Genomic DNA, 21,220 nt, shown 5'->3' on the forward strand with positions numbered 1-21,220 from the left:
ATAGATTTGAATCTTCAAAAGCTTGTTATAACTTTTTTTATTAACAGTAATGGAATTTGAAAATAAGGATATTATTTTTAGTCACAAATTGTTCATGTTATACTAAAATTATGAAGTATATTGGAGGAACGAGATGGCTAAGCGAGCATTTAAAGGTGGAATTGATTTACATCAAGATCCAGCTTTACAGTTAAGAGGAATTGACGAGTATAAGAAAGTAGAAAGTATTTACCCCAAACGAGTGTATATCCCAGTCCAACAGCATATCGGGGACGCTTCAGAGGTTATTGTATCCGCGGGAGAGCGCGTCTTCCTTGGACAAATAATTGCAAAAATGGGTGAAGGTTTGGGAGCGAATATCCATGCAAGTATCTCTGGCAAAGTCGTGGGAGTGAAAGAGATTGATCAAGGACAAGGAGATGAGATGACCTGCGTGGTCATAGAAAATGATTTTCTTGAGCGACCAAGGGAGGTACACCACGAAACCATTGATGAATTGACCCCAGAAATGATCGTCGAGCGAGTGGAAACTGCTGGTGTAGTTGGTTTAGGTGGAGCGACTTTTCCTAGTCATGTAAAACTAAACCCTAAAGAAGATATCCATACGTGCATTTTTAACGGTGCTGAATGTGAACCGCTACTGATGGCAGATGCGGCGTTGATGGCAACACAAGGCGAGAAGCTGCTAAAGGGGTGTGAGTTGGTATTAAAGGCTGTAGCAGCCGAAGAGGGCATAATCGCAATTGAAGATGATAAACAAGAAGCCATCGAGGTTATGAAGGATCTGTGCAAAGACGTTCCGAAACTTTCGGTGATTGAGGTGCCATCGGTATACCCTCAGGGAAGTACCGAAATGCTTTTCAAAACAATTACCGGAATGGAAGAGCCTGCGGACGGATCAACGAGGGATCTAGGCTATTTGATCATTAATGTCGCTACTACTGCTGCAGTGTATGAAGCGATTGATCCTGGAATTCCGTTGAGTCATCGGATTTGCTCGGTCGTTGGAGATGTTAAACAACAAAAAAATGTTTACTTTCCGATTGGGACCTCCATTGAAGAAATGATCGATTTTTGTGGGGGATTTGACGGAAAGCCATCGAAAATCATAACTGGCGGTTTTATGATGGGGAAAACAGTGGATACGATGGCGGCTTCATTAACCAAATCAGCCAATGGGTTGATTATTATTAATGAAGCACACGATCAAGATAGCACGCCTAGTCCATGTATTATGTGCGCGCGTTGTGTAGATGTTTGTCCCATCGGTCTTTTACCACACCAACTTGAGAAGAGCTATTTGAAGGAAAACTGGGAGCGGCTGGAGAAGCTTTATGTGGATAGTTGTATCAATTGCGGTTGCTGCACCTACATTTGCCCTGCACGCCGTCATTTAGCGGAGCACATTATCGCCGGTCAACAAGCGGTTAAGGAAAGGCAGGGATAGGAATGGATCAGAAACGTTCGTTTGAGGCGTTGCGCAGCTCCCGTCATCCGATGATGGAGGCTTCCCCTCATTTATTGTATCGGGAAAAAACAGATCGTATTATGCAACTGGTCGTACTTGCATTGATGCCTAGCATTTTTGCATCCATTGTTTTCTTTGGTATCCGTTCGCTATTGCTCTATGTGATCGCCGTAGGGACGTGTTTACTTGCTGAATTTTTATGGTTCAAGCTGCGTAGACATACATTGCCTAAAGATTATTCGGCAGTCGTTACTGGGGTGTTGCTGGCTATGAGCTTGCCCGCTAGTGTTCCTTTGTGGTATCCAGCGTTGGGCGGTGTTATTGGGATCGTCATTGCGAAAGAAGTGTTCGGCGGGATTGGCCGAAATTTGTTAAATCCGGCTTTGACTGGACGAGCGGTGTTACGCTTGATCTTTGTAACAGAGATGTCTGCAAATGTTCAGCCGCGTCCTTTTTTCTCAACTGGCGGATTGGATGTCGTGTCTTCAGCGACGCCATTAATGGAGGCAAAAGCAGGTGAAAGTTTAAGCTCCGGGCAAATACTAGACAGTTTAACAGGCTTAATTGCTGGGAAAAATGCTGAAACAACAGCGATTCTATTGCTTTTAGGCGGCATATTTTTGCTATATAAAAAAGTGATTACTTGGCACATCCCCCTTTGCATGATTGGGACGATAGTCGTTGTTTCTTTCTTTTTTGGAAAGGGTGATCCTACGATCGTTTTTGCGAACGTATTTGGCGGTGCAACAATGTTAGGTGCCTTTTTCATGGCTACGGATTACAGCACCTCTCCAACGACACCAAAAGGTGAAATAATTTATGGTATTTGTTGCGGGTTGCTTTTAGTTGCTTGGCGTCAATTCAGTTCGATGCCTGAGGGGATGACGTTCATTTTATTGATAATGAATTGTTTTGTTCCGCTCATTGATCATTTGATCATTCCTAGAGCATACGGCGTGGAAAAACAATAGAAAATTTCTGTAAAAAGTAGACGTCCTTTCATTCAAGTGATAAAGTGATAACGGTACTGGTAATCACCAGTAGATATTACAAGAATTAAATTGAAAACTATGATTCATTGATTTTCAATTTTGGGATAGAAAGGATTGTTCTATTTGCTTTACGTAGCGAGACATGGAGAAACAGAATGGAATAAACAAGGAATTATTTCAGGGAGAAGTGACATTGCGCTCTCAGGAGTTGGGTATCGGCAAGCGGCAAAGTTAGCAGAAGAGGTCGCACAACTGGATAAACCAATCACTCGAATCATCCATTCGCCATTAGAACGTGCCTATGAAACTGCTCGAATCGTCGGAGAAAAAAATCAGTTATCTCTGAATGTTGACAACCGATTGATTGAATTAGATTACGGAGATTATGATGGCACAAGTGATGAACAAGAAGGTTATTTAAAGACCCGCACACAATTTGCATTACGGTATCCGAATGGCGAGTCTTTGATGGATGTCTATGCGCGAATCGTTCCTTTACTAGAGGAACTGGAGCAAGATCAAGAAAATGTTTATTTGTTGGTTTGTCACAATTCTGTGATTCGAGCCATCAAAAACTATTTTGAACCATTAGAAAACGACAAAGTATTTGATTACCGTACTCCAAATGCAAAGCTTATCAGTTTTGATTGGAAAAACGCGGCAGTAGTCAGTAAAAGCGCGTAGAAAAAAGACAGGACATTTTGCTCCTGTCTTTTTTTGTATCTAAATTGAGTCATGCATAGCGTGGATCGTTTGAATCGTGTGCCTCCATTTTTCTTGCTCTGTCTCGGAAAGAATCAATGGGAAACTTTCAGTGATCCCTTTTAAAGACACCTTTGCGGGAGAACCCACATAACAGTCTTCATCCAGATGGTAATGACTCACTGGGACAACGAGATGATTGTTATTTAAAATGGCTTCGACAATTCGTGCTGATTGAATAGCGATCCCGTAAGAGGTATATCCTTTCCCGCGGAAGGTCACCCAACCACCATCGCGAGCGGCATCATCCAAAGCAGCAAGTTTTTCCGGAGTCAACGTATCGATGATGGGGATACCGCCGATCCGTACACTTGACCAAGCGACGAATTGGCTTTCGCCGTGCTCCCCAATCACGTAGCCATCAATAGCTGAAGGATGAACGTCTAACTTTTTGCTGACCGCATGTTTCATACGCCCAGTGTCTAAGGAGGTACCGGTGCCAAAGACACGCTCACGTGGGAAACCAGTCAATTCTTGCAAGTATTGAGTGATTACATCGCAAGGATTTGTGATATTCAGTAAGATGCCGTTAAATCCAGATGCCTTAATCTTGGGCGCCCATTCCTCAACGATCGTTTTGGTCAAATTTAATTCCGCGAACCGATCGGGGTTTCCCTCAAAGATCGAGATGTCTCCTGCAGAAAAAAGGATCACATCTGTATCTGCCAATTCTGACAAGGCAGGCTCGATCAATCGAACCTGATGATTTTGCTCCATTTGTCCGTCCATCAGATCATTTAATTCCGCTTGGAGGATATCCGCTCGAGAATCGAACAGAACCAATTCATCCACTATATTTTTTGAAATTAACGTATAAGCAGTCGTACTTCCGACATGCCCCATACCAATAATTGCGACTTTTTTCATGTGCAACACGCCTTTCCTATAAAACTTTCTATTTAAAAAAGAATGCGCCTAACATGAGAAAATGTCAATAGAATAATGAAGGTACCATTAATTTGATTCGTGTTCTTTTAAAATGTGGTAGATTCGTTCGCAATCAGCCGAGGTTCCTCTTAATTCATAATCTGCTAAAAAGGGAAACCCGAATGCCTCGCTGTATTGTTTAGCAGTCAAACAATATTGATAATTAAAATTTTTGTTCCCACTGCCAACAACGCCAAGACATTTTTTATAGTTATCTTCGTAGTCTAAATAGTCACGCAGAACATCGGTCAATATTTCTGTATCGCCACTATCGACACCGTTACCGCCCTCTAAATAGGTCGGAACAAATGCGAAAAATGAGTCATCTTCTTTTTCAAAGGGACTATTTTCAGAAATTTCTTTTGAAGTAATCAAAGGATTCTCATTATTTTGTTGATGCTGTTCGTCACTATACGTCTTCAAATGTTGAACAAAAGCACGGGTGTTTCCTGAAATTGAGATATATAAAATTTTCATGGATTGATTCCTCCTACAGTAATCATAACTATTTTTAGAATGCCAAAGCAAGCGGTAGGGCTGCCTAAAGACTGTCGAAATTCCAAATGAGCAACGCCCAATCTTCGTTAAGAAAACGAACTTTCTTATATTTCCGACGTTTAGATTATAGCATGAAAAATATCCCAGGATGATATGTAAACGCTTGCAAAAAGTGGCGTAATATGGTATAACTATAGATGTAAGGGATAGGTCCCTAAGTTGTAAAAAATACAACAGAGATGAACGGAAGCAGTGTTCATTTCAAAGTGAATGCCGTAATGGCAGAAAGGAAGTAGGGATTTGAAATCTCCTTACCAAGTTATTTTAATCTAGCAGGGAAGAGGAATGTAGACAGTGGAACCATTTCTCTACTTAGTGGTTAGGCTTGAGCGACATTCGACCATAAAGACGCTTAAGACCTAGTAAAGGGTGTAAATATTCCAGAAGTTTTGGAATGAAGAAAAAACACTTAGCCATTTGACCTGCTAGATTATTTTTTTGCCTAAAAAAGCCAGCTAATCAGCTGGCTTTTTCGACGCTTAAGGGAACATTAATTGAATTTGCTACTTGTTATAGTAGCGAATGTCTCCGCTGATTTTATTGATGGCAAACGGAGTTGAATCTGAGAAGGTGTAAGTGCCGCCATCTACAGGGAGTTTTTCATTGAACATTTCTTCATAAGCTTCCATAGTTAATTGGCTGCGTTCACTTAAAAGTGCTTGGTTTTCGTTGATAGATAAGTGTTGCTTGTACCCATCCATCACTGTCATCGAGAAGAACTCGCTGACTGCACCTGATCCGTAGCTGAATAGTCCCACTCGATCACCGGCTGCTAAGCTGCCATTATCTAATAGGGAGATCAACCCAAGATATAGGGACCCCGTGTAAAGATTACCGACTTGGCGACTATACAACACGGCTTCATCATAACGAGCCTCTAAACGCTGTTGTTCAGATTCGGACATTTCTGGAAAAATAGCTCGTAAGGCTTTGCGACCCATTTTTGTATAAGGTAAATGGAAAGTCAAAGCTGCGTAGTCTTCACTTGTCGTTTGGTTGACTTTTTTGTTTTGCTCCCAGATGCGGGTGAATGAATCTATATAGATTTGGTTGGACATATGACCGTCAACTAAAGGATAGTCATGCCCGGCAGGACGCCAAAAATCGTAAACATCTTCAGAGTAGAAGACACTATCATTATTAAAGGCTAATAAGCGAGGCTCTTTTGTAATCAACATCGCAACGGCTCCGCAACCTTGAGTGGGCTCGCCGCCGGTAGCCAGTCCATATTTTGCAATATCTGCTGCAATCACTAAAACTTTGCGCTCTGGATGCAAGCTTACATAGTCATGTGCTTGCTGTAAAGCGGCAGTTCCGCCGTAACAAGCGTGTTTTATTTCAAATGAACGAGCAAAAGGCTGAATATCTAACAGGGCATGAATAATTACTGCGGCAGATTTTGAAAAATCGGTACTGGATTCTGTCCCGACGATTACCATGTCGATGTCTTTTTTGTCCTCATCTGTAAGAATTTTTGCAGCAGCACTTGCTCCTAAAGTGACAATGTCTTGTGTCTCAGGAATAATTGCCATCTGATCTTGTCCAAGACCAATGTGAAATTTGTTGGGATCAGTATCACGCGCATTTGCTAAATCCGTCATATCAAGATAATAATTTGGTACGTGAAAACTGATTTTATCAATCCCTATATTCATATTGCTCCTCCTAGTTCTTATTGGTGATTTTTCACATAAAGAAAACCACCCATGCCTTTCCACTACAAAGAAATCATAGGGAAACGGACATTCTTTTCTTCCAAAAGTAAATATATCACAGAAAGGTCATAATTAGTCAAGTTTGAATCTTAAGAAATTATAAAACTATCTATGCTATACTTACATCTGATTTTTAATGAAAACATTGGAGGTGCACTCTTGGAAGAAGTAGTTATTTTAAGCGCTGTACGAACACCAATTGGCAGATATAAAGGCAAACTGGCAACTGTTTCAGCCGTCGAGCTCGGTGCAATCGCTGTAAAAGAAGCGATCACACGTGCGGAGCTCGCACCAGATCAGGTGGAACAAGTATTTATGGGAAATGTCCTACAGGCAGAAAACGGTCAGAATGTTGCGCGTCAGTCAGCCATCAAAGCGGGTATCCCTTATGAAGTACCAGCAACGACCATCAATGAAGTTTGCGGCTCAGGAATGAAAGCAATTATTTTCGGAATGCAGCAAATTCTTCTAGGCGAGGCGCAGGTAGTCGTCGCTGGCGGAACAGAAAATATGTCTCAAGCACCAAAGACCACGCGATTTGATTACGTCGCGCAAGAGTGGCAAGAACCAAAATCAAGCATGATTTATGACGGATTGACAGATGCGTTTAGCGGCAAACATATGGGACTAACCGCAGAAAAAGTGGCTGTCGAGTATCAGGTTACTCGAGAGATGCAAGATCAATATGCATACGAATCACAGATGAAAGCAGCCAAAGCAAGTAAAAATGGGAAGTTCGATTCGGAGATTGTTCCTGTGGTCCTTCCAGACGGAAGTAGTATCAAAGATGATGAAGGCATCCGTTTTGATTCCACGCTTGAAAAAATAAGCTCTTTGAAACCTGCCTTTAAAGAAGACGGTGTTGTCACAGCAGCGAATGCTTCCACGTTGAATGATGGTGCATCCGCAGTAGTGTTAGCAGCAAAATCTTATGCTATCGAGCACGACTTAGCTTATGTCGCTGTTATTAATGGGTATAGCGAAGTTGGGATCGATCCAAGCATCATGGGTGTAGCCCCTGTATCAGCTATTAATAAATTATTAAATAAAGTCCATCAGACGATCAATGATGTGGATGTCTTCCAAATCAACGAAGCATTTGCGGCAGCCTCTGTTGCTGTGCAAAAAGAATTGGATCTCCCAGATGAAAAAATCAATACCTACGGCGGCGCGATTGCGTTGGGGCATCCAATCGGTGCAAGCGGCACGAGAATCGTGACAACGCTGATCTCTGAACTTTTCCAAGAGGATAAGCAACGGGGAATCGCAAGCTTGTGCATCGGTGGCGGACTTGGTTTGGCCCTGATGATCACAAAAGCAGAAGATCAAGAAACTGCAAAAAAAAAATTCTATCAACTGACCCAAGCTGAGCGTTTAGCAAAGTTGGTGAAGGAAAAAAAGTTATCGGCTAAAGAAGCAGCACAGTTAGCGACAGAAATGGTATTGCCAGAACAAGTTGCCAACAACCTCATCGAAAACCAAATTGGGGAGGGAACGATCCCTCTAGGTGTTGCACAACATTTTGTCATTAACGGAAAAGAGATCAGTATCCCCATGATGACTGAAGAGCCTTCTGTGATTGCAGCGGCTAGTAATGCTGGGAAAATCCTTGCGAAGGCCGGAGGGATTCAGACACGGGTATGCAATCAAGAGATGACTGGACAGGTCGTCTTGAGAAATGTTTCTGAAGCAGAGGCGTTCGTGCAAGTGTTTCGGGATAATGAACAACGGCTTTTTGCGGCGGCTAAAACTAGTTCACCGTCTATTTATCAACGTGGCGGCGGATTGCGCACGATTGATTATCGTATCTTTGAAGAAGGCTACCTTTCAATCGATCTAGTGGTTGATACAAAGGATGCGATGGGTGCCAATATTCTGAATACAATGTTGGAAGCTGTAGCGGAAGAAGTACGACAACTTGTTCCTGCAGCAGAGGTTTTATTTAGTATACTGAGCAACTATGCGACGAGCGCGTTGATTGAAGCAACTTGCGAAATCCCTCTGCAACAAATTGGAGAAGAAGTCGCTGATAAGATCGCTGCGGCCAGTGCATTCAGTAAGCTTGATCCTTACCGCGCGGTGACGCACAATAAAGGAATTATGAACGGCATCGATGCCGTCGTCTTAGCCACGGGAAATGACACGCGAGCAGTGGCAGCGGCGTGCCACGCATATGCTGCCCGCAACGGACAGTACGAGGGCTTGACGGATTGGACGGTGCAAGACGATAAATTAGTTGGCAAGCTTGTTTTACCCATGAAAATAGGGATTGTGGGAGGAGCGACCAAGGTGCTGCCAAAAGCACAAATCAGCTTAAATCTTTTGGGCGTTTCATCTGCTAGTGAATTAGGAGAAGTCATCGTAGCTGTTGGATTGGCTCAGAATCTGGCTGCGATCCGCGCGTTAGTGACCGAAGGGATTCAAAAAGGGCACATGGCGATGCAAAGCCGTTCGCTGGCAATCACAGCAGGAGCGACAGCGAAGGAGATTCCTCAAGTTTCTAGTCAATTAAGAAAAGCAGAACGAATGAACTTAGCTGCAGCAGAAGAAATTATCGCACAGCTTCGGCTAGGATAATCAATAACTATTTTTATGAGGAAAGCAGTGTCTTAAAGACACTGCTTTTTCTTTTTAAAACGATAGTTATTTTATTGGAGAAAATAGTTTTTAACGACATTTGCAAAATAAATTTATGGATTTTATTTTCGTATTAAAATACTGATATATAGGCGATTGATAAAGGGGAGAAGTTTAAATCCATTGAATGATTCGTCACTTTTATCATAAAAAGGTTTGACAGATAATAAATAACTTGTTATATTGTGTTCGAAAATAAAATATGATTTGTTAGGTGAGGCTCCTATACAAACATAGGCTACTGCCCAAAAATGTCGAGAGACGCCAATGGGTAGAACAGGAACTGTCGAATACAAGGCTTTTCTTAAGGTAGCTAAGATGTTTGTCTTTACGTTGTATAGTGCCAAAACTCAACGATTAGATCGACTATAAGATTTTGTCTATTTAGGATGAATTTTGGTAAGGCTTTTCGCTGAGTTTTTTGAGCGGAAAGTCTTTTTTTGCGTAACGATCATAGCTATTTTCAAAAGAATAAAAAGGGGGAAATGAAAATGGTAAAACAGTATTCACATTAACTAGTTGGAACAGTGCATTGTATCGTGAAGCATTAGAACTGAGGAACAAGGAATTGATGGCCAGCGCTGGAAAGAAGCGTTTGCTGACTGCACCCAAAGAGGAACGAAAGGATCTGCATTTGATAATCAAGCGACAGGAACAAGTAATCGGAACCTTACTGCTTCATCCCATTTCTGAAAAATGTGTGCAGGTGAAGCAAGTTGCAGTAGATTCTCGTTACCAAGGAGAAGGTCTAGGCAAGAATTTGCTTACTTACGCGGAACAAGTCGCAAAACGAGTCGGTTTTCGTTTTGTCTTTCTCACAGGTAGAGAACAGGCTTGGGGATTTTATGAAAAATTAGGCTATCAAGGACTATCACAAGAATATCAAGAAGGTCTGCTAAGAATGCGTGTGTATAAAAAAGATCTTCAATCACCACTAGAACAATTTATGAAAAGGGAGATGAAAACAAATGGATGACAGTAGTTCAATAAATAGGGGTTTATGGCAGAAAACTGGAGACAAAAAGGCGCTATTGTCTATTTGTTTTTAACACCCATTTTCTCTGTAAACCCGACTATTGGAGGGATAATCATGAATACGTTAAAAGATATTGGGTTATATCTGTTTATCGGAATAGGATTATGGCGAATTTTTTTCGGGAATAAGGAGAAGAGTATGAAACAACAAAAAATCAAGCCAAATAAGACAAATTACAGTCTATTTGCAAAGAAAACACCACAAAGTTTATTTGAGACATTTGAGACCTCGTCACTAGGATTATTAGAAGATCAGATCGAAGAATCAAGAGAGGCATTCGGTGAAAACAGAATTCCACATAAGAAATCTACGCCTTTGATCGTAGAAGTATTGAAAGCATATATTACGCCGTTTACGTTAGTATTGATTGCGTTAGGACTTATTTCCTTTATTACAGAAGGCATCCTGCCGGAACCAGGAGAAAAGGATTTTTTCGGCAGCGGAATTATATTAGTGATGGTGCTCATCAGCGGAACGATGACCTTGATCCAATCAGTTCGTTCGAATAAGGCTGCTGAAAAATTAAAGTCATTAGTAAAGGTCACTGCGACTGTTCGCAGAAACAAACACTATAAGGAAATTCCGATGGAAGAAATTGTTTGCGGAGACTTGGTAAAACTTTCAGCAGGGGACATGATCCCAGCGGATATCCGATTGGTTTCTTCAAAGGACTTATTTATTTCTCAATCCGCACTGACCGGTGAAAGTTATCCTGTCGAGAAATGTGCCGGCAAAATAGAAACAAAACAAAATGCGGAAACTGGCTACGACAATCTTGTGTTTATGGGAAGCAACGTAATCAGCGGAAGTGCAGAAGGAATCGTGATAGCAACAGGAGCGAGGACATTGTTCGGAGATGTGGCTGAATCGTTAGCAGCCACGCCGATTCAAACCAGTTTTGAGTTAGGTATTCGGAAGACATCATTTCTTTTTATCAAATTCATGGCATTAATGGCTCCGACAGTTATCGTGATCAACGGATTCACCAAAGGCGACTGGATGGAAGCATTCTTGTTCGGTCTATCCGTAGCAGTCGGCTTGACACCAGAAATGCTGCCGATGATCGTTACGACGAACTTAGTCAAGGGTGCTACCGGCATGGCTAAAAATGGAACCATCATTAAGAATTTGAATGCCATTCAAAACTTTGGTGCGATCGATGTACTATGCACAGATAAAACAGGAACATTGACCCAGGACAAGATCATTCTGGAATACCATTTGGATTGTGACGGAGAAGAAGACAACCGGGTTCTGAAGCACGCTTATCTAAACAGCTATTATCAAACAGGCTTAAAAAATTTGATCGATGTTGCCATTATTGAGTCTACTGAACAAGAACTTGATACGAGTAAGATTCGCTATAAAAAGGTAGATGAGATTCCTTTTGATTTTCAGCGGCGTAGAATGAGTGTCGTAGTAGAAGACCAAGATGGAAAGACGCAAATGATCACTAAAGGAGCCATCGAAGAGATGCTCGAGATTTCTTCTTTCGTTGATTTTAAGGGAAGTGTTGCTACACTAACTGCTGAAATAAAACAACAAGTCTTAAACAAGGTCAATGAACTAAATGAAGACGGGTTGCGGGTCATCGGTGTGGCTCAAAAAACCAATCCGAGTGTCGTAGGGGAATTCTCTACTTCTGATGAATCTGAGATGGTGCTGATCGGATATTTAGCTTTTTTAGATCCGCCAAAAGAGACCACTAAGCAAGCACTTCACGCATTAAAAGAAAACGGCGTGGACGTGAAAGTTTTGACAGGCGACAATGCGTTAGTCACGCAATCAGTATGTAAGCAAGTTGGTTTAGGTGCAGAAACCATCATTCACGGGGAAGACCTGATTCATTTAAGCGACGATGAATTATCTGAAATCGCCGAAGACTACCATGTTTTCGTTAAATTGAATCCGCAGCAAAAACAACGAATCACGAGTTTGCTACGAAAAAATGGCCATACGGTCGGCTTTCTTGGAGATGGGATCAATGACGCACCTGCGATGAAAGCAGCGGATGTGGGAATATCGGTCGATACAGCGGTGGACATCGCCAAAGAATCTGCGGATGTGATCTTACTTGAGAAAGATTTGATGATTTTAGAGAAAGGGATTCTTTCAGGAAGAGAAACATTCGGGAACATCATGAAATACATTAAGGCTACAGCCAGTTCCAATTTCGGGAATATGTTTTCAGTATTGGTTGCGAGCTCGTTTCTGCCATTCTTACCAATGCTGCCTCTGCAAATTTTGTTTTTGAATCTCATTTATGATATTTCCTGTATATCTATTCCATGGGATAGAATGGACAAGGAATATTTAGAGAAACCGAAAAAATGGACAGCATCGAGTATTGGAAAGTTCATGATTTGGTTAGGACCTACCAGTTCTGTTTTTGATATCACGACTTACTTACTGATGTACTTCGTGATTTGCCCAGCTGTAGTTGGAGGAAGCTATCATTCCTTGTCTCCTGAACAGCAGGTCGCCTTTGTCGCTATTTTCCACGCAGGCTGGTTTGTTGAATCCCTTTGGTCTCAAACGCTAGTCTTGCATGCGTTGCGAACACCTTATATTCCATTTATCCAAAGCAGAGGGTCCTTCATCATGACTGCGATCACGACTTTGGGAATCGTAGTAGGAACGCTTTTGCCATTTACAGCGTTTGGCCAAAATTTGGGCTTAGGCATTTTACCCAATCAATATTGGCTTTGGTTAATTGTTACGATTTTTGCTTATTTATTGCTGGTTACCTTTGTAAAGAAAATATACATTCAACGCTATCAAGAGCTGCTATAAAAGAAGCAGAAGCGCCACCGAATTCTCTCGGAGGCGCTTCTAATTTGTTTATTTAGATGATCTGTCACGACTATCCGCACGTAGATAGACCATATCCACTAGGTGCACGCCGTGGTCGATAATGGGCTCATCGTAATTATCAGTAAAAAAGTTTTCTAAACGATGGGATTCACGAAACCCGCATTTTTTATAGAAATCGACCGTTGCTGGCACGTCGCCGGTTCCTACATACATCGTTTCATAGCGCCCCAGAAATTCATGGAATAGAAATTGGATCATTGCCTTGCCGTAGCCTTTTCCTTGATGAGTTGGATCGGTAGCAAGGTTCTTTAGTTCGCATTCAGTCTTGCTTCGTTCGATCACGACAGCCTCACACTTTGGCTCCTCATCGTATAGAACAAACATTCTTCCGTCTTCAAGGTAACGATCGATCATATTTTCTTGTTCATCCGCTAGTAAAAGTAATTCAAGAAATCTTTTTTTATCCATTTTTATTTCTTCAATTCTCATGTCCATCCTCCTCAAGATCATTTTTCAAATGCAGTATTGGATAGGGGTTCCCTTGACCATCCAGTGCTGATCGACTGTCTACTTGAAATCCCATATGTGTGTAAAAGCCTAACCCTTGTCTGTTTTCCTCATTCACATCCACAGAACCCACATGAAAGGTGTCCAGCGCATATTGAAGCAATTTTTTTCCTATTCCTTGTCCTCTGTAGGAAGCATCGACAAACAGCATGTCTACTTTTTTGTTTTCAATTCCAATAAACCCGATGAGATTCGGGGCGTAATAGCCATAAAGGTGTTCGATTTCCAATAATGCATTTCTCACTTCAGGCTTTAAGGCATCGATTTCTTCTACGCTCAAAAAAGAGTGGGTCGCATGCACGGACGATTCCCATATAGTCATTAAAGCAGGGAGCGCCTGCTTATTGACAGATTTAATTGTATTCATTTTACGTTCCTCCAACGTTTCGAAAAATTTCGTCACTTCAAATAAAGAGCAAAAGATTTGCTCTTAAATAAAAGGATGAAACATCGTTTATAGCTCCTTCAAACAATGTTTCATCTTTAGCAGCTTATTTGCTTGAAGGAGCGTAATGGTGCGTATGCCAAAAATAAAGTGCCGCATAGATAACCGTCCTTTTTCTCTTTTGTCTTTTCTCCATCTTAACAAAGTGACGCGAAGAAAAACAATTTCGAATTAAGATTACGAAAAAAGGCAAAAACTTTTTTAAGTTTTGGCCTCTTTTTCTAGTTGAAACTAAAATCCAGATAGACCGGGTTGTGATCAGAATACTTGAAGTGCATATCCTTCACATGCACCTCTTTGACGTTGATATTATCAGAAACGAGAAAACCGTCAATCAAGGTCGTGTAGGTTTGTCCTTTTTTATAAGGCGCATTTAACGCTCTGGCAGAAGGTATTTTCTCTTCGGCCAGTGTACCGGTAGGAAGATGAAAACCTGCTGGCAGCTGATCTTTAGGAAATGGGTGTGTCCATGTTTCCCGTTTTTTGCTGGTACCGAACACGTCAGGACTGTTTCCTAAAACATCATGATTGTAGTCACCAGCAACCAGCACATAGTTTCCTTTTTTATACTCCTTTTCCATCACATCAAAAATTTTCTTTAATTGAGCTGCTTGGATGGAGCGGTCTTTTGAAAACGCGGAGAGGTGCGTATTGATAGCAATAAATTCCTGTCCTCCGTTGACTGGAATGCGGCTAACGGTGAATGCACGATCTAAATCGAAAAATTTGTTGAAATTTTTTTCAATCGGTAATGAGTAACGCTTGCTGCTTGTAATTTCACCCTGACTCAAAGTTACTAAACCTGACTTTGCTTGACCGATTGGATCAGTGAAAGGATAGAACAGGTAAGAGGAATCATAGTTTTGACCGTAAAGACTATTATATGTCGGTAATCGATCCGTCAGAAAGGCCACCTCATCTACATGCTGGGAACGGTCCCCTTCTTGGTCGACCTCTTGGTAAAAGGCAAAATTGGGTGCGATATCTTCTGTTGTAGTGACGATGCCTCGCATATTTTCTTCAACCGTCTTTTTGTCGTAAGCACGGGAATAGGCGCCGCCATCCATGAAGAAGCTATAGCTAGGCGGATACGCGCCATAACCAATATTATGGCTCATTGCCCGGTAGGTCTTATTTTTTTCTAGCGTCTGATTTTGGTGATTTTTGGGTTTTAAAGTGATATCATCTGGCAAACGATCGTAGCTGGCAAAGAGATAAATCAAATATCCGCCAAGAACAAGAACGATTGCTAAAAAAATCCCTAAGAGAATTTTCAAAAAAAGTTTCATGCTGTGCCTCCTAATCTATCATTCCAAGATATCATAGCAGAGTTCTAACGTAACACAAAGTATCATACTTTCGAAAAATCTACACTCATGGTACACTGATATTGTGAGTTAAACGTTATTAAAAGAGAGGTTTTAAAATGATTCGATTTGCTAAAAAAGAAGATGGAACAGCAGTTGCTAAATTAATCCTAGTTATTTTAAAGGATATGGAGCTAGATTTTTTAGAAGAATTTGGAGAAGAAAAGGCGTTGGAAGTCATTGCTGCTTGCTTTGAAGATCCTACCTATCGCTTTGGATACGCGCGAGGACTGGTAGAAGAAATCGATGGCGAGATCGCCGGTGCAGTATTTGGATATCCTGCACGCAAAGAGCCGATCATTGACCTTCCGCTAAAAGACTATTTACGTTCGCAGGGGATCACTGAGGACATTCAAATGTTTATTGATCCTGAAGCGTTTCCGAATGAATGGTACTTAGATTCTATTGCTGTCGATGAAAAATTCCGCGGGCAAGGAATCGGTTCAAAACTACTTACAGCAGTGGATCGATTAGCGACACATGAAGGGGAGAAGATTATCGGACTGAATGTTGATCAATCAAACCCCAATGCCAAACGTTTGTATCTTCGAGATGGATTTAAAGACGTGGGTGAAGTGATGATCAGCGGTCATCGATATGATCATATGCAACGGAAAGTAAAAGCGTTCGATCGCGGATAAAAAATGAGCTGTGTCCATTGGACACAGCTCATTAATTTTGCGAAAAAGTTACTTCTAATGCTGTTTCTGGTTCTTTATGTTTGTTCCTATTATACAGCCAATAATCCATGATCGCAGCAACGCAAATACAAATAGGCGCATCTGCGGGGTCAATGACATCTAATGCATAATAATCACCAGTTAGAAGTGTGGCCTTGTCCATTCTCATAATTGGCTGGTTGAAGTGATTGATCTTATATTTATGGTTATAAATATCACCATAAACAGCCCAGTGAAGCTGCTGTATGTAATAAAAGTCTCCAGGCCAATGGAAAATTTTGTGAAGGACGCCCACACGTGTCTGCTCATAATAAATTTCAAACTTACGACCAAAAATGACGCTGGCTTGTTTGATATAGGCTACGATTTGACCGTCCATCGCATAGAGAGAAAGGACATTTCCTTTACGTCCCCAATGTCCTACCATCAAATACAGAGGCACACCTTTGTTATCTTTGACGATCGTTCGTGTCATAGAACTCAATTGTTTTTCTTGAATAAAAAATTCGGTCATGTTGCTTCACACCTTCTAATTTTTACTATTCAGAAAGGATTCGATCGATTGCTTTCGCTACACCATTTTCTTCATTCGTATCAGTCACATTGTTGGCGATTTTCTTAATTGCCGGTGCGGCATTGCCCATCGCAAAACTTGTTCCTGCATAAGTCAACATACTCACATCGTTAAAGTTGTCACCGAGGGCCATCACTTGGTCAGAGGTAAAACCACGCTCTTCAGCAAATTGTTTCAAAGCGATGCCTTTTTGAGCATTGACATGATTAATCTCAATATTCGTTAATTCAGAAGCAGCGATAGCAAGATCACCCATCTTTTCAAGTTTACCAGTCACTTCTTTTAACTGCTCTGGGCCATCTTTGTCAAAAGCGATGATTTTTAGTACTTCTTCTTTTTTATCGATCAAGGTTTGACGAATGTCTTTTACAAACGTGATCGGAGTCAAGGATAGATGGCGTGAAGAAGCTGCAATCGCCATTTTTTTTGACATTCCAGGCACTTTCCCTAAAATATGTTCGGAGAAAAATTCGATTCGCATCGGTTGATTTGAAGAATATACATGTTCAGCCGTGAAAATCTCATAATACAAGCCGGCGTCTTCAAGCATATCCATTACTTCAAATGTCTTTTTCTTGCCGATGGGAATAGTAAAGATCGTTTCTCTTTTGGCATTTACGACATGAGCACCATTTAGTAAAATCATCGGTACGTGAATGTTTGCTTCATCTAAAGAGATTTTCGCATGGCTCATTCCGCGTCCAGTTGCTGTAATAAATTCGATTCCTTGAGCTTGAGCTTTCTGAATGGCTTCGATATTCGCTGTTGGGACTTGCATTTGATCGTTCAACAGTGTACCGTCCATATCAGAGGCAATGAGTTTTATCAAAATTATTCACCTAGCTTTCCTATCATACAACGATAGTGTACCATAATCCTTGAGTGGATAACCATGTCGACTGCATTCTTTAAAAAGAATTCATTGAATAAAGAAGAAATTTGACGGAGATAAATCAGTCGTAAAAATGGACTGATGCCTTTCTTTTTTTCGTAGAAATAGGAATAATAAATAGGAGTGTATAGAATGAAAGAAATTATTCATAATGATTGGCAGCATGTATTAGCAGATCAATTCCAAGCGCCGTATTATTTAGAATTACGAGAATTTTTGAAGGATGAATATTCTACTCAGAGGATACATCCTGATATGTATCATATTTTCGAGGCTTTGGAATTAACCCCCTATGATCAAGTGAAAGTGGTGATCTTAGGACAAGATCCCTATCACGGCGCAGATCAGGCTCACGGCTTGTCTTTTTCCGTCCAACCAGGTGTGAAGATCCCGCCCTCTCTGCGTAATATTTATCAAGAATTGCAAAGTGATTTAGGGATTCCTCCTGTTCAACATGGGAATCTAGTTCGTTGGGCTGAGCAGGGAGTGCTGATGCTTAATACAGTATTAACCGTTCGTGAAGGTCAAGCGTATTCACATCGAGGAAAAGGGTGGGAACAGTTAACAGATGCCATTATCGAACGATTAAATGAGCGGGAAAAGCCTATCGTATTTATTTTATGGGGAAAGCCTGCACAGGAAAAAATCAAAATGATCGACACGACAAAGCACGCGATCGTAAAATCGGTTCACCCTTCTCCTTTGTCTGCACATCGCGGATTCTTTGGTTCAAAGCCATTTTCAAAAGCGAATCAGTTTTTGGAGGGGTGGGGCGAACAGCCGATTGATTGGCAGTTGCCTGAAACAGTGTAGTATGACAACGGTTTCTGTTATAGGGACAGTTTGTGAAAAGGCTCTTAATTCATATTTACTAGATTTTAATTAGTGATACAGATGTTTTATTCTGTCCTTTTCTTTTCATGTGAATTGTTGTATTATTAATAAGAAAAAAATAATCTGGAGGTTTTTAACTCGTGGAACTATTTGACAGTCTTAAATTTAAAATTATTCGTCGCAACATTAAAGTGGCATTCCCAGAAGCAACAGATGCACGTATCTTAGGTGCTGCCTCTCGTTTAAAAGCAGAAGAATTAATCGAACCTGTATTGATTGGCAACCTAGCTGAAATTGAAAAAGCTGCGGGCGCACGTGGAATCGCTTTAAGCAACTTCACGATCATTGATCCTGATCACTTCGATCGCTGGGATGAAATGGTAGAATCTTTTGTTGAGCGTCGTAAAGGCAAAGTTAGCAAAGAAGATGCTGAAAAGATTCTTAAAGATGAAAATTACTTTGGCACGATGCTGACATACATGGGGATTACAGATGGTATGGTCTCTGGAGCGATCCATTCTACAGGAGATACTGTTCGTCCCGCCTTGCAAATCATTAAAACAAAACCAGGTGTCAGCCGTACAAGCGGAGCCTTCTTGATGGTTCGTGGTCGTGACCAAGAGAAATATTTGTTCTCCGACTGTGCAATCAATGTGAATCCAACTGCGCAAGAATTAGCAGAAATCGCTGTAGAATCAGCTAAGACTGCTGAATTATTTGATATTGAACCGAAAGTAGCAATGATGAGTTTCTCAACAAAAGGATCTGCTAAATCTCCTGAGGTTGAAAAAGTAGCGGAAGCCACAACAATTGCTCAAGAATTAGCGCCAGAATTTCTAATTGACGGCGAATTACAGTTTGATGCAGCGTATATTCCAGGTGTGGCACAATTGAAAGCGCCAGAATCACAAGTAGCTGGACAAGCAACTGTTTTCGTATTCCCAGAATTACAATCAGGAAATATCGGTTATAAGATCGCTCAGCGTTTCGGCGGGTTTGAAGCAATTGGTCCTGTCTTACAAGGATTGAACAAACCAGTGTCCGATTTATCACGTGGCTGTAACGAAGAAGATGTTTACAAACTTTCAATCATCACAGCAGCGCAATCTTTAATGAACTAAAGAGTGCTTTATGAAGGCTAAAAGCAAGAATTCGCATGTAACGGCGAGTTCTTGCTTTTTTTGTGCAGGCAACTATTTTCGGATGGGAAATTTCCCAAGCGAAGACACCTGGTGACAAGGGCGGAACCTAATTCCCCAAAAGGATCGATCGTATTGTAAACGTTTTATTATGCCTGTATAGTCAAATTTGTAAACAGGAAAAATAATTATTGGAAGGAGATGTGTTTTTGTCATGATGGAAAAGATTCAGCGCTTTGGAGGGGCGATGTTCACCCCGGTGCTCTTATTTTCATTTTCGGGAATCATGGTTGCTCTTTGTATCATTTTCAAAAACCCGATGCTTGTCGGCAGTATTGCTGCTGAGGGAACCACATGGTATGCAATCTGGAGCATCGTTGAAAATGGTGCTTGGACGGTCTTTAATCAGATGGAATTGCTGTTCGTTATTGGACTATCTATCGGGTTAGCTAAAAAAGCAAATGCGCGTGCAGCGATGGAAGCATTTGTTGTTTATACCACATGTAACTATTTCATTTCATCTATGCTTGAGTATTTCGGCGACTTTTTCGGTGTGAACTTTGCAGCAGACCCAGGAGGAGAAAGCGGGTTGAAGCTGATCGGCGGAATTAAAACCTTGGATACCGGAATTATTGGGGCGATATTCATATCAGCTATTGTTGTCTTTTTACACAACCGTTACTTTGACACGAAATTACCCGATTTTCTAGGAATCTTTCAAGGCTCATCCTTTATCGTTATTTTAGGATTCTTCGCGATGCTGCCGATTGCCTTTCTCATTTGTTTGATCTGGCCGAAAGTCCAGCAAGGGATTGGTTCATTACAAGGCTTTCTAGCTAGTGCCGGAATCTTTGGTGTTTGGCTCTATACATTTTTAGAACGAATACTCATTCCTACGGGGCTGCATCATTTTATTTATACACCTTTTGTGTATGGTCCGGCTGTTGTGGAAGAGGGGATCACCAAATATTGGATGGGTCATTTGCAGGAATTTGCGCAAACAACGACACCATTAAAGCAATTATTCCCAGAGGGCGGTTTCGCCTTGCACGGCAATTCTAAAATATTTGCTTCGCCAGGAATCGCCGCAGCGTTTTATTTTACCGCAAAACCTGAAAACAAGCAAAAAGTATTGGCCATTTTGATACCAGCAACACTAACAGCCGTCTTGGCAGGAATTACAGAACCTTTGGAATTTACTTTCCTATTTGTTTCACCCCCATTATTCGCGGTTCATTCTCTTTTAGCAGCGACAATGGCTGCGACGATGTATGGATTTGGTGTTGTGGGAGACATGGGTGGAGGCTTCATCGACTTATTAGCTAAAGTCTGGATTCCTTTGTTCCAGAATCATAAAGGGATGATTTTCACTCAGTTAATTATCGGTCTTGCGTTTGTCCTGATTTACTTTTTCGTTTTCCGCTTTTTGATTCTACGTTTTAACCTCGCGACCCCAGGGCGTGAAGAAAAGACACAAGACGTTAAGTTGTATTCGAAAAAAGATTACAAAGAAAAACAAGGTGGCAGCGTACCTGTATTAGAAGGTGCGAATCAATATACAGAGCAGGCGGCGGTTTATTTAGATGGATTTGGCGGAGCAGAGAATATCGCCAAGGTCAACAACTGTGCGACGCGCTTGCGGATCACTGTGAAGGATCAAAAGCTCGTCCAAGCGGATGATGTTTTTCGTTCGGGTGGCGCTCATGGCGTCGTTCGTAACGGCAATGCCTTTCAGGTGATCGTCGGCCTAGATGTGCCACAAGTTAGAGAACAATTTGAAACACTGATGGATGCAGAAAATTAATAAAGGAGC

At 41.3% G+C, this 21,220-nt stretch carries 18 protein-coding genes and 1 riboswitch; of the genes, 10 read left to right on the forward strand and 8 right to left on the reverse strand.

Annotated features, from left to right (window positions below; genetic code table 11):
* Window positions 1-133 precede the first annotated feature (133 nt).
* From rsxC to I592_RS04935, 3 genes are all read left to right on the forward strand, one after another.
* The gene (gene rsxC / locus I592_RS04925) at window positions 134-1,447 is read left to right on the forward strand and encodes an electron transport complex subunit RsxC (RefSeq protein ID WP_010781323.1); all 1,314 of its coding nucleotides are present in this window, start codon (window positions 134-136) and stop codon (window positions 1,445-1,447) included.
* Between the two features lie 2 nt (window positions 1,448-1,449).
* A complete protein-coding gene (locus tag I592_RS04930) occupies window positions 1,450-2,439 on the forward strand; it encodes an RnfABCDGE type electron transport complex subunit D (RefSeq protein ID WP_010781322.1) in 990 nt (329 codons plus the stop codon).
* A gap of 144 nt (window positions 2,440-2,583) precedes the next feature.
* On the forward strand, window positions 2,584-3,144 hold the full coding sequence (locus I592_RS04935; protein WP_010781321.1) for a histidine phosphatase family protein: 561 nt from the start codon (window positions 2,584-2,586) through the stop codon (window positions 3,142-3,144).
* A 39-nt stretch (window positions 3,145-3,183) separates the two neighbouring features.
* Here the strand turns inward: I592_RS04935 and I592_RS04940 are convergent, their stop codons facing one another.
* The 3 genes from I592_RS04940 to I592_RS04950 form a co-directional block, all read right to left on the reverse strand.
* The gene (locus I592_RS04940) at window positions 3,184-4,089 is read right to left on the reverse strand and encodes a lactate/malate family dehydrogenase (RefSeq protein ID WP_010781320.1); all 906 of its coding nucleotides are present in this window, start codon (window positions 4,087-4,089) and stop codon (window positions 3,184-3,186) included.
* A gap of 87 nt (window positions 4,090-4,176) precedes the next feature.
* Window positions 4,177-4,626 (reverse strand): class Ib ribonucleoside-diphosphate reductase assembly flavoprotein NrdI, encoded by a 450-nt coding sequence (gene nrdI, locus I592_RS04945; RefSeq protein ID WP_010781319.1) that lies wholly within the window; start codon window positions 4,624-4,626, stop codon window positions 4,177-4,179.
* A 584-nt stretch (window positions 4,627-5,210) separates the two neighbouring features.
* The gene (locus I592_RS04950) at window positions 5,211-6,362 is read right to left on the reverse strand and encodes a hydroxymethylglutaryl-CoA synthase (RefSeq protein WP_010781318.1); all 1,152 of its coding nucleotides are present in this window, start codon (window positions 6,360-6,362) and stop codon (window positions 5,211-5,213) included.
* A 219-nt stretch (window positions 6,363-6,581) separates the two neighbouring features.
* On the opposite strand from I592_RS04950, the gene I592_RS20915 reads away from it, so the two are divergent.
* The 3 genes from I592_RS20915 to mgtA all read left to right on the forward strand — a co-directional run bounded on the left by I592_RS20915 (window position 6,582) and on the right by mgtA (window position 12,888).
* A complete protein-coding gene (locus I592_RS20915) occupies window positions 6,582-8,999 on the forward strand; it encodes a hydroxymethylglutaryl-CoA reductase, degradative (RefSeq protein WP_010781317.1) in 2,418 nt (805 codons plus the stop codon).
* A gap of 259 nt (window positions 9,000-9,258) precedes the next feature.
* Window positions 9,259-9,428, forward strand: a riboswitch (M-box (ykoK) riboswitch).
* Window positions 9,429-9,591: 163 nt separating this feature from the next.
* Entirely contained in the window at window positions 9,592-10,035 is a 444-nt protein-coding gene (locus I592_RS04960) for a GNAT family N-acetyltransferase (protein ID WP_010781316.1), read from the forward strand.
* A gap of 198 nt (window positions 10,036-10,233) precedes the next feature.
* Entirely contained in the window at window positions 10,234-12,888 is a 2,655-nt protein-coding gene (gene mgtA / locus I592_RS04965) for a magnesium-translocating P-type ATPase (RefSeq protein WP_044926442.1), read from the forward strand.
* A 48-nt stretch (window positions 12,889-12,936) separates the two neighbouring features.
* Here the strand turns inward: mgtA and I592_RS04970 are convergent, their stop codons facing one another.
* The 3 genes from I592_RS04970 to I592_RS04980 all read right to left on the reverse strand — a co-directional run bounded on the left by I592_RS04970 (window position 12,937) and on the right by I592_RS04980 (window position 15,210).
* Window positions 12,937-13,398, reverse strand: coding sequence for a GNAT family N-acetyltransferase (locus I592_RS04970; protein ID WP_010781314.1), 462 nt, complete (start codon window positions 13,396-13,398; stop codon window positions 12,937-12,939).
* On the reverse strand, window positions 13,388-13,843 hold the full coding sequence (locus I592_RS04975; RefSeq protein ID WP_010781313.1) for a GNAT family N-acetyltransferase: 456 nt from the start codon (window positions 13,841-13,843) through the stop codon (window positions 13,388-13,390). The genes I592_RS04970 and I592_RS04975 overlap by 11 nt, the downstream gene beginning before the upstream one ends.
* 299 nt (window positions 13,844-14,142) lie before the next feature.
* Entirely contained in the window at window positions 14,143-15,210 is a 1,068-nt protein-coding gene (locus I592_RS04980; RefSeq protein ID WP_010781312.1) for an endonuclease/exonuclease/phosphatase family protein, read from the reverse strand.
* 137 nt (window positions 15,211-15,347) lie between these two features.
* On the opposite strand from I592_RS04980, the gene I592_RS04985 reads away from it, so the two are divergent.
* Window positions 15,348-15,929, forward strand: coding sequence for a GNAT family N-acetyltransferase (locus tag I592_RS04985; protein WP_010781311.1), 582 nt, complete (start codon window positions 15,348-15,350; stop codon window positions 15,927-15,929).
* 31 nt (window positions 15,930-15,960) lie between these two features.
* Here the strand turns inward: I592_RS04985 and I592_RS04990 are convergent, their stop codons facing one another.
* Together I592_RS04990 and I592_RS04995 are read right to left on the reverse strand one after the other, a co-directional pair.
* Window positions 15,961-16,482, reverse strand: coding sequence for an LURP-one-related/scramblase family protein (locus I592_RS04990; protein ID WP_010781310.1), 522 nt, complete (start codon window positions 16,480-16,482; stop codon window positions 15,961-15,963).
* 25 nt (window positions 16,483-16,507) lie between these two features.
* Window positions 16,508-17,371 (reverse strand): Cof-type HAD-IIB family hydrolase, encoded by an 864-nt coding sequence (locus I592_RS04995; protein WP_010781309.1) that lies wholly within the window; start codon window positions 17,369-17,371, stop codon window positions 16,508-16,510.
* Between the two features lie 195 nt (window positions 17,372-17,566).
* On the opposite strand from I592_RS04995, the gene I592_RS05000 reads away from it, so the two are divergent.
* The 3 genes from I592_RS05000 (at window position 17,567) to I592_RS05010 (ending at window position 21,211) form a co-directional block, all read left to right on the forward strand.
* Window positions 17,567-18,247 (forward strand): uracil-DNA glycosylase, encoded by a 681-nt coding sequence (locus tag I592_RS05000; RefSeq protein ID WP_010781308.1) that lies wholly within the window; start codon window positions 17,567-17,569, stop codon window positions 18,245-18,247.
* A gap of 161 nt (window positions 18,248-18,408) precedes the next feature.
* Window positions 18,409-19,389 carry a phosphate acetyltransferase gene (pta, locus tag I592_RS05005; protein WP_010781307.1) on the forward strand — a complete coding sequence of 327 codons (981 nt, stop codon included), beginning with the start codon at window positions 18,409-18,411 and terminating at the stop codon, window positions 19,387-19,389.
* A 232-nt stretch (window positions 19,390-19,621) separates the two neighbouring features.
* Window positions 19,622-21,211 carry an alpha-glucoside-specific PTS transporter subunit IIBC gene (locus I592_RS05010; protein WP_010781306.1) on the forward strand — a complete coding sequence of 530 codons (1,590 nt, stop codon included), beginning with the start codon at window positions 19,622-19,624 and terminating at the stop codon, window positions 21,209-21,211.
* The last annotated feature ends 9 nt before the right edge of the window (window positions 21,212-21,220 follow it).

Source organism: Enterococcus gilvus ATCC BAA-350 (assembly GCF_000407545.1).
Lineage (GTDB): Bacteria > Bacillota > Bacilli > Lactobacillales > Enterococcaceae > Enterococcus_A > Enterococcus_A gilvus.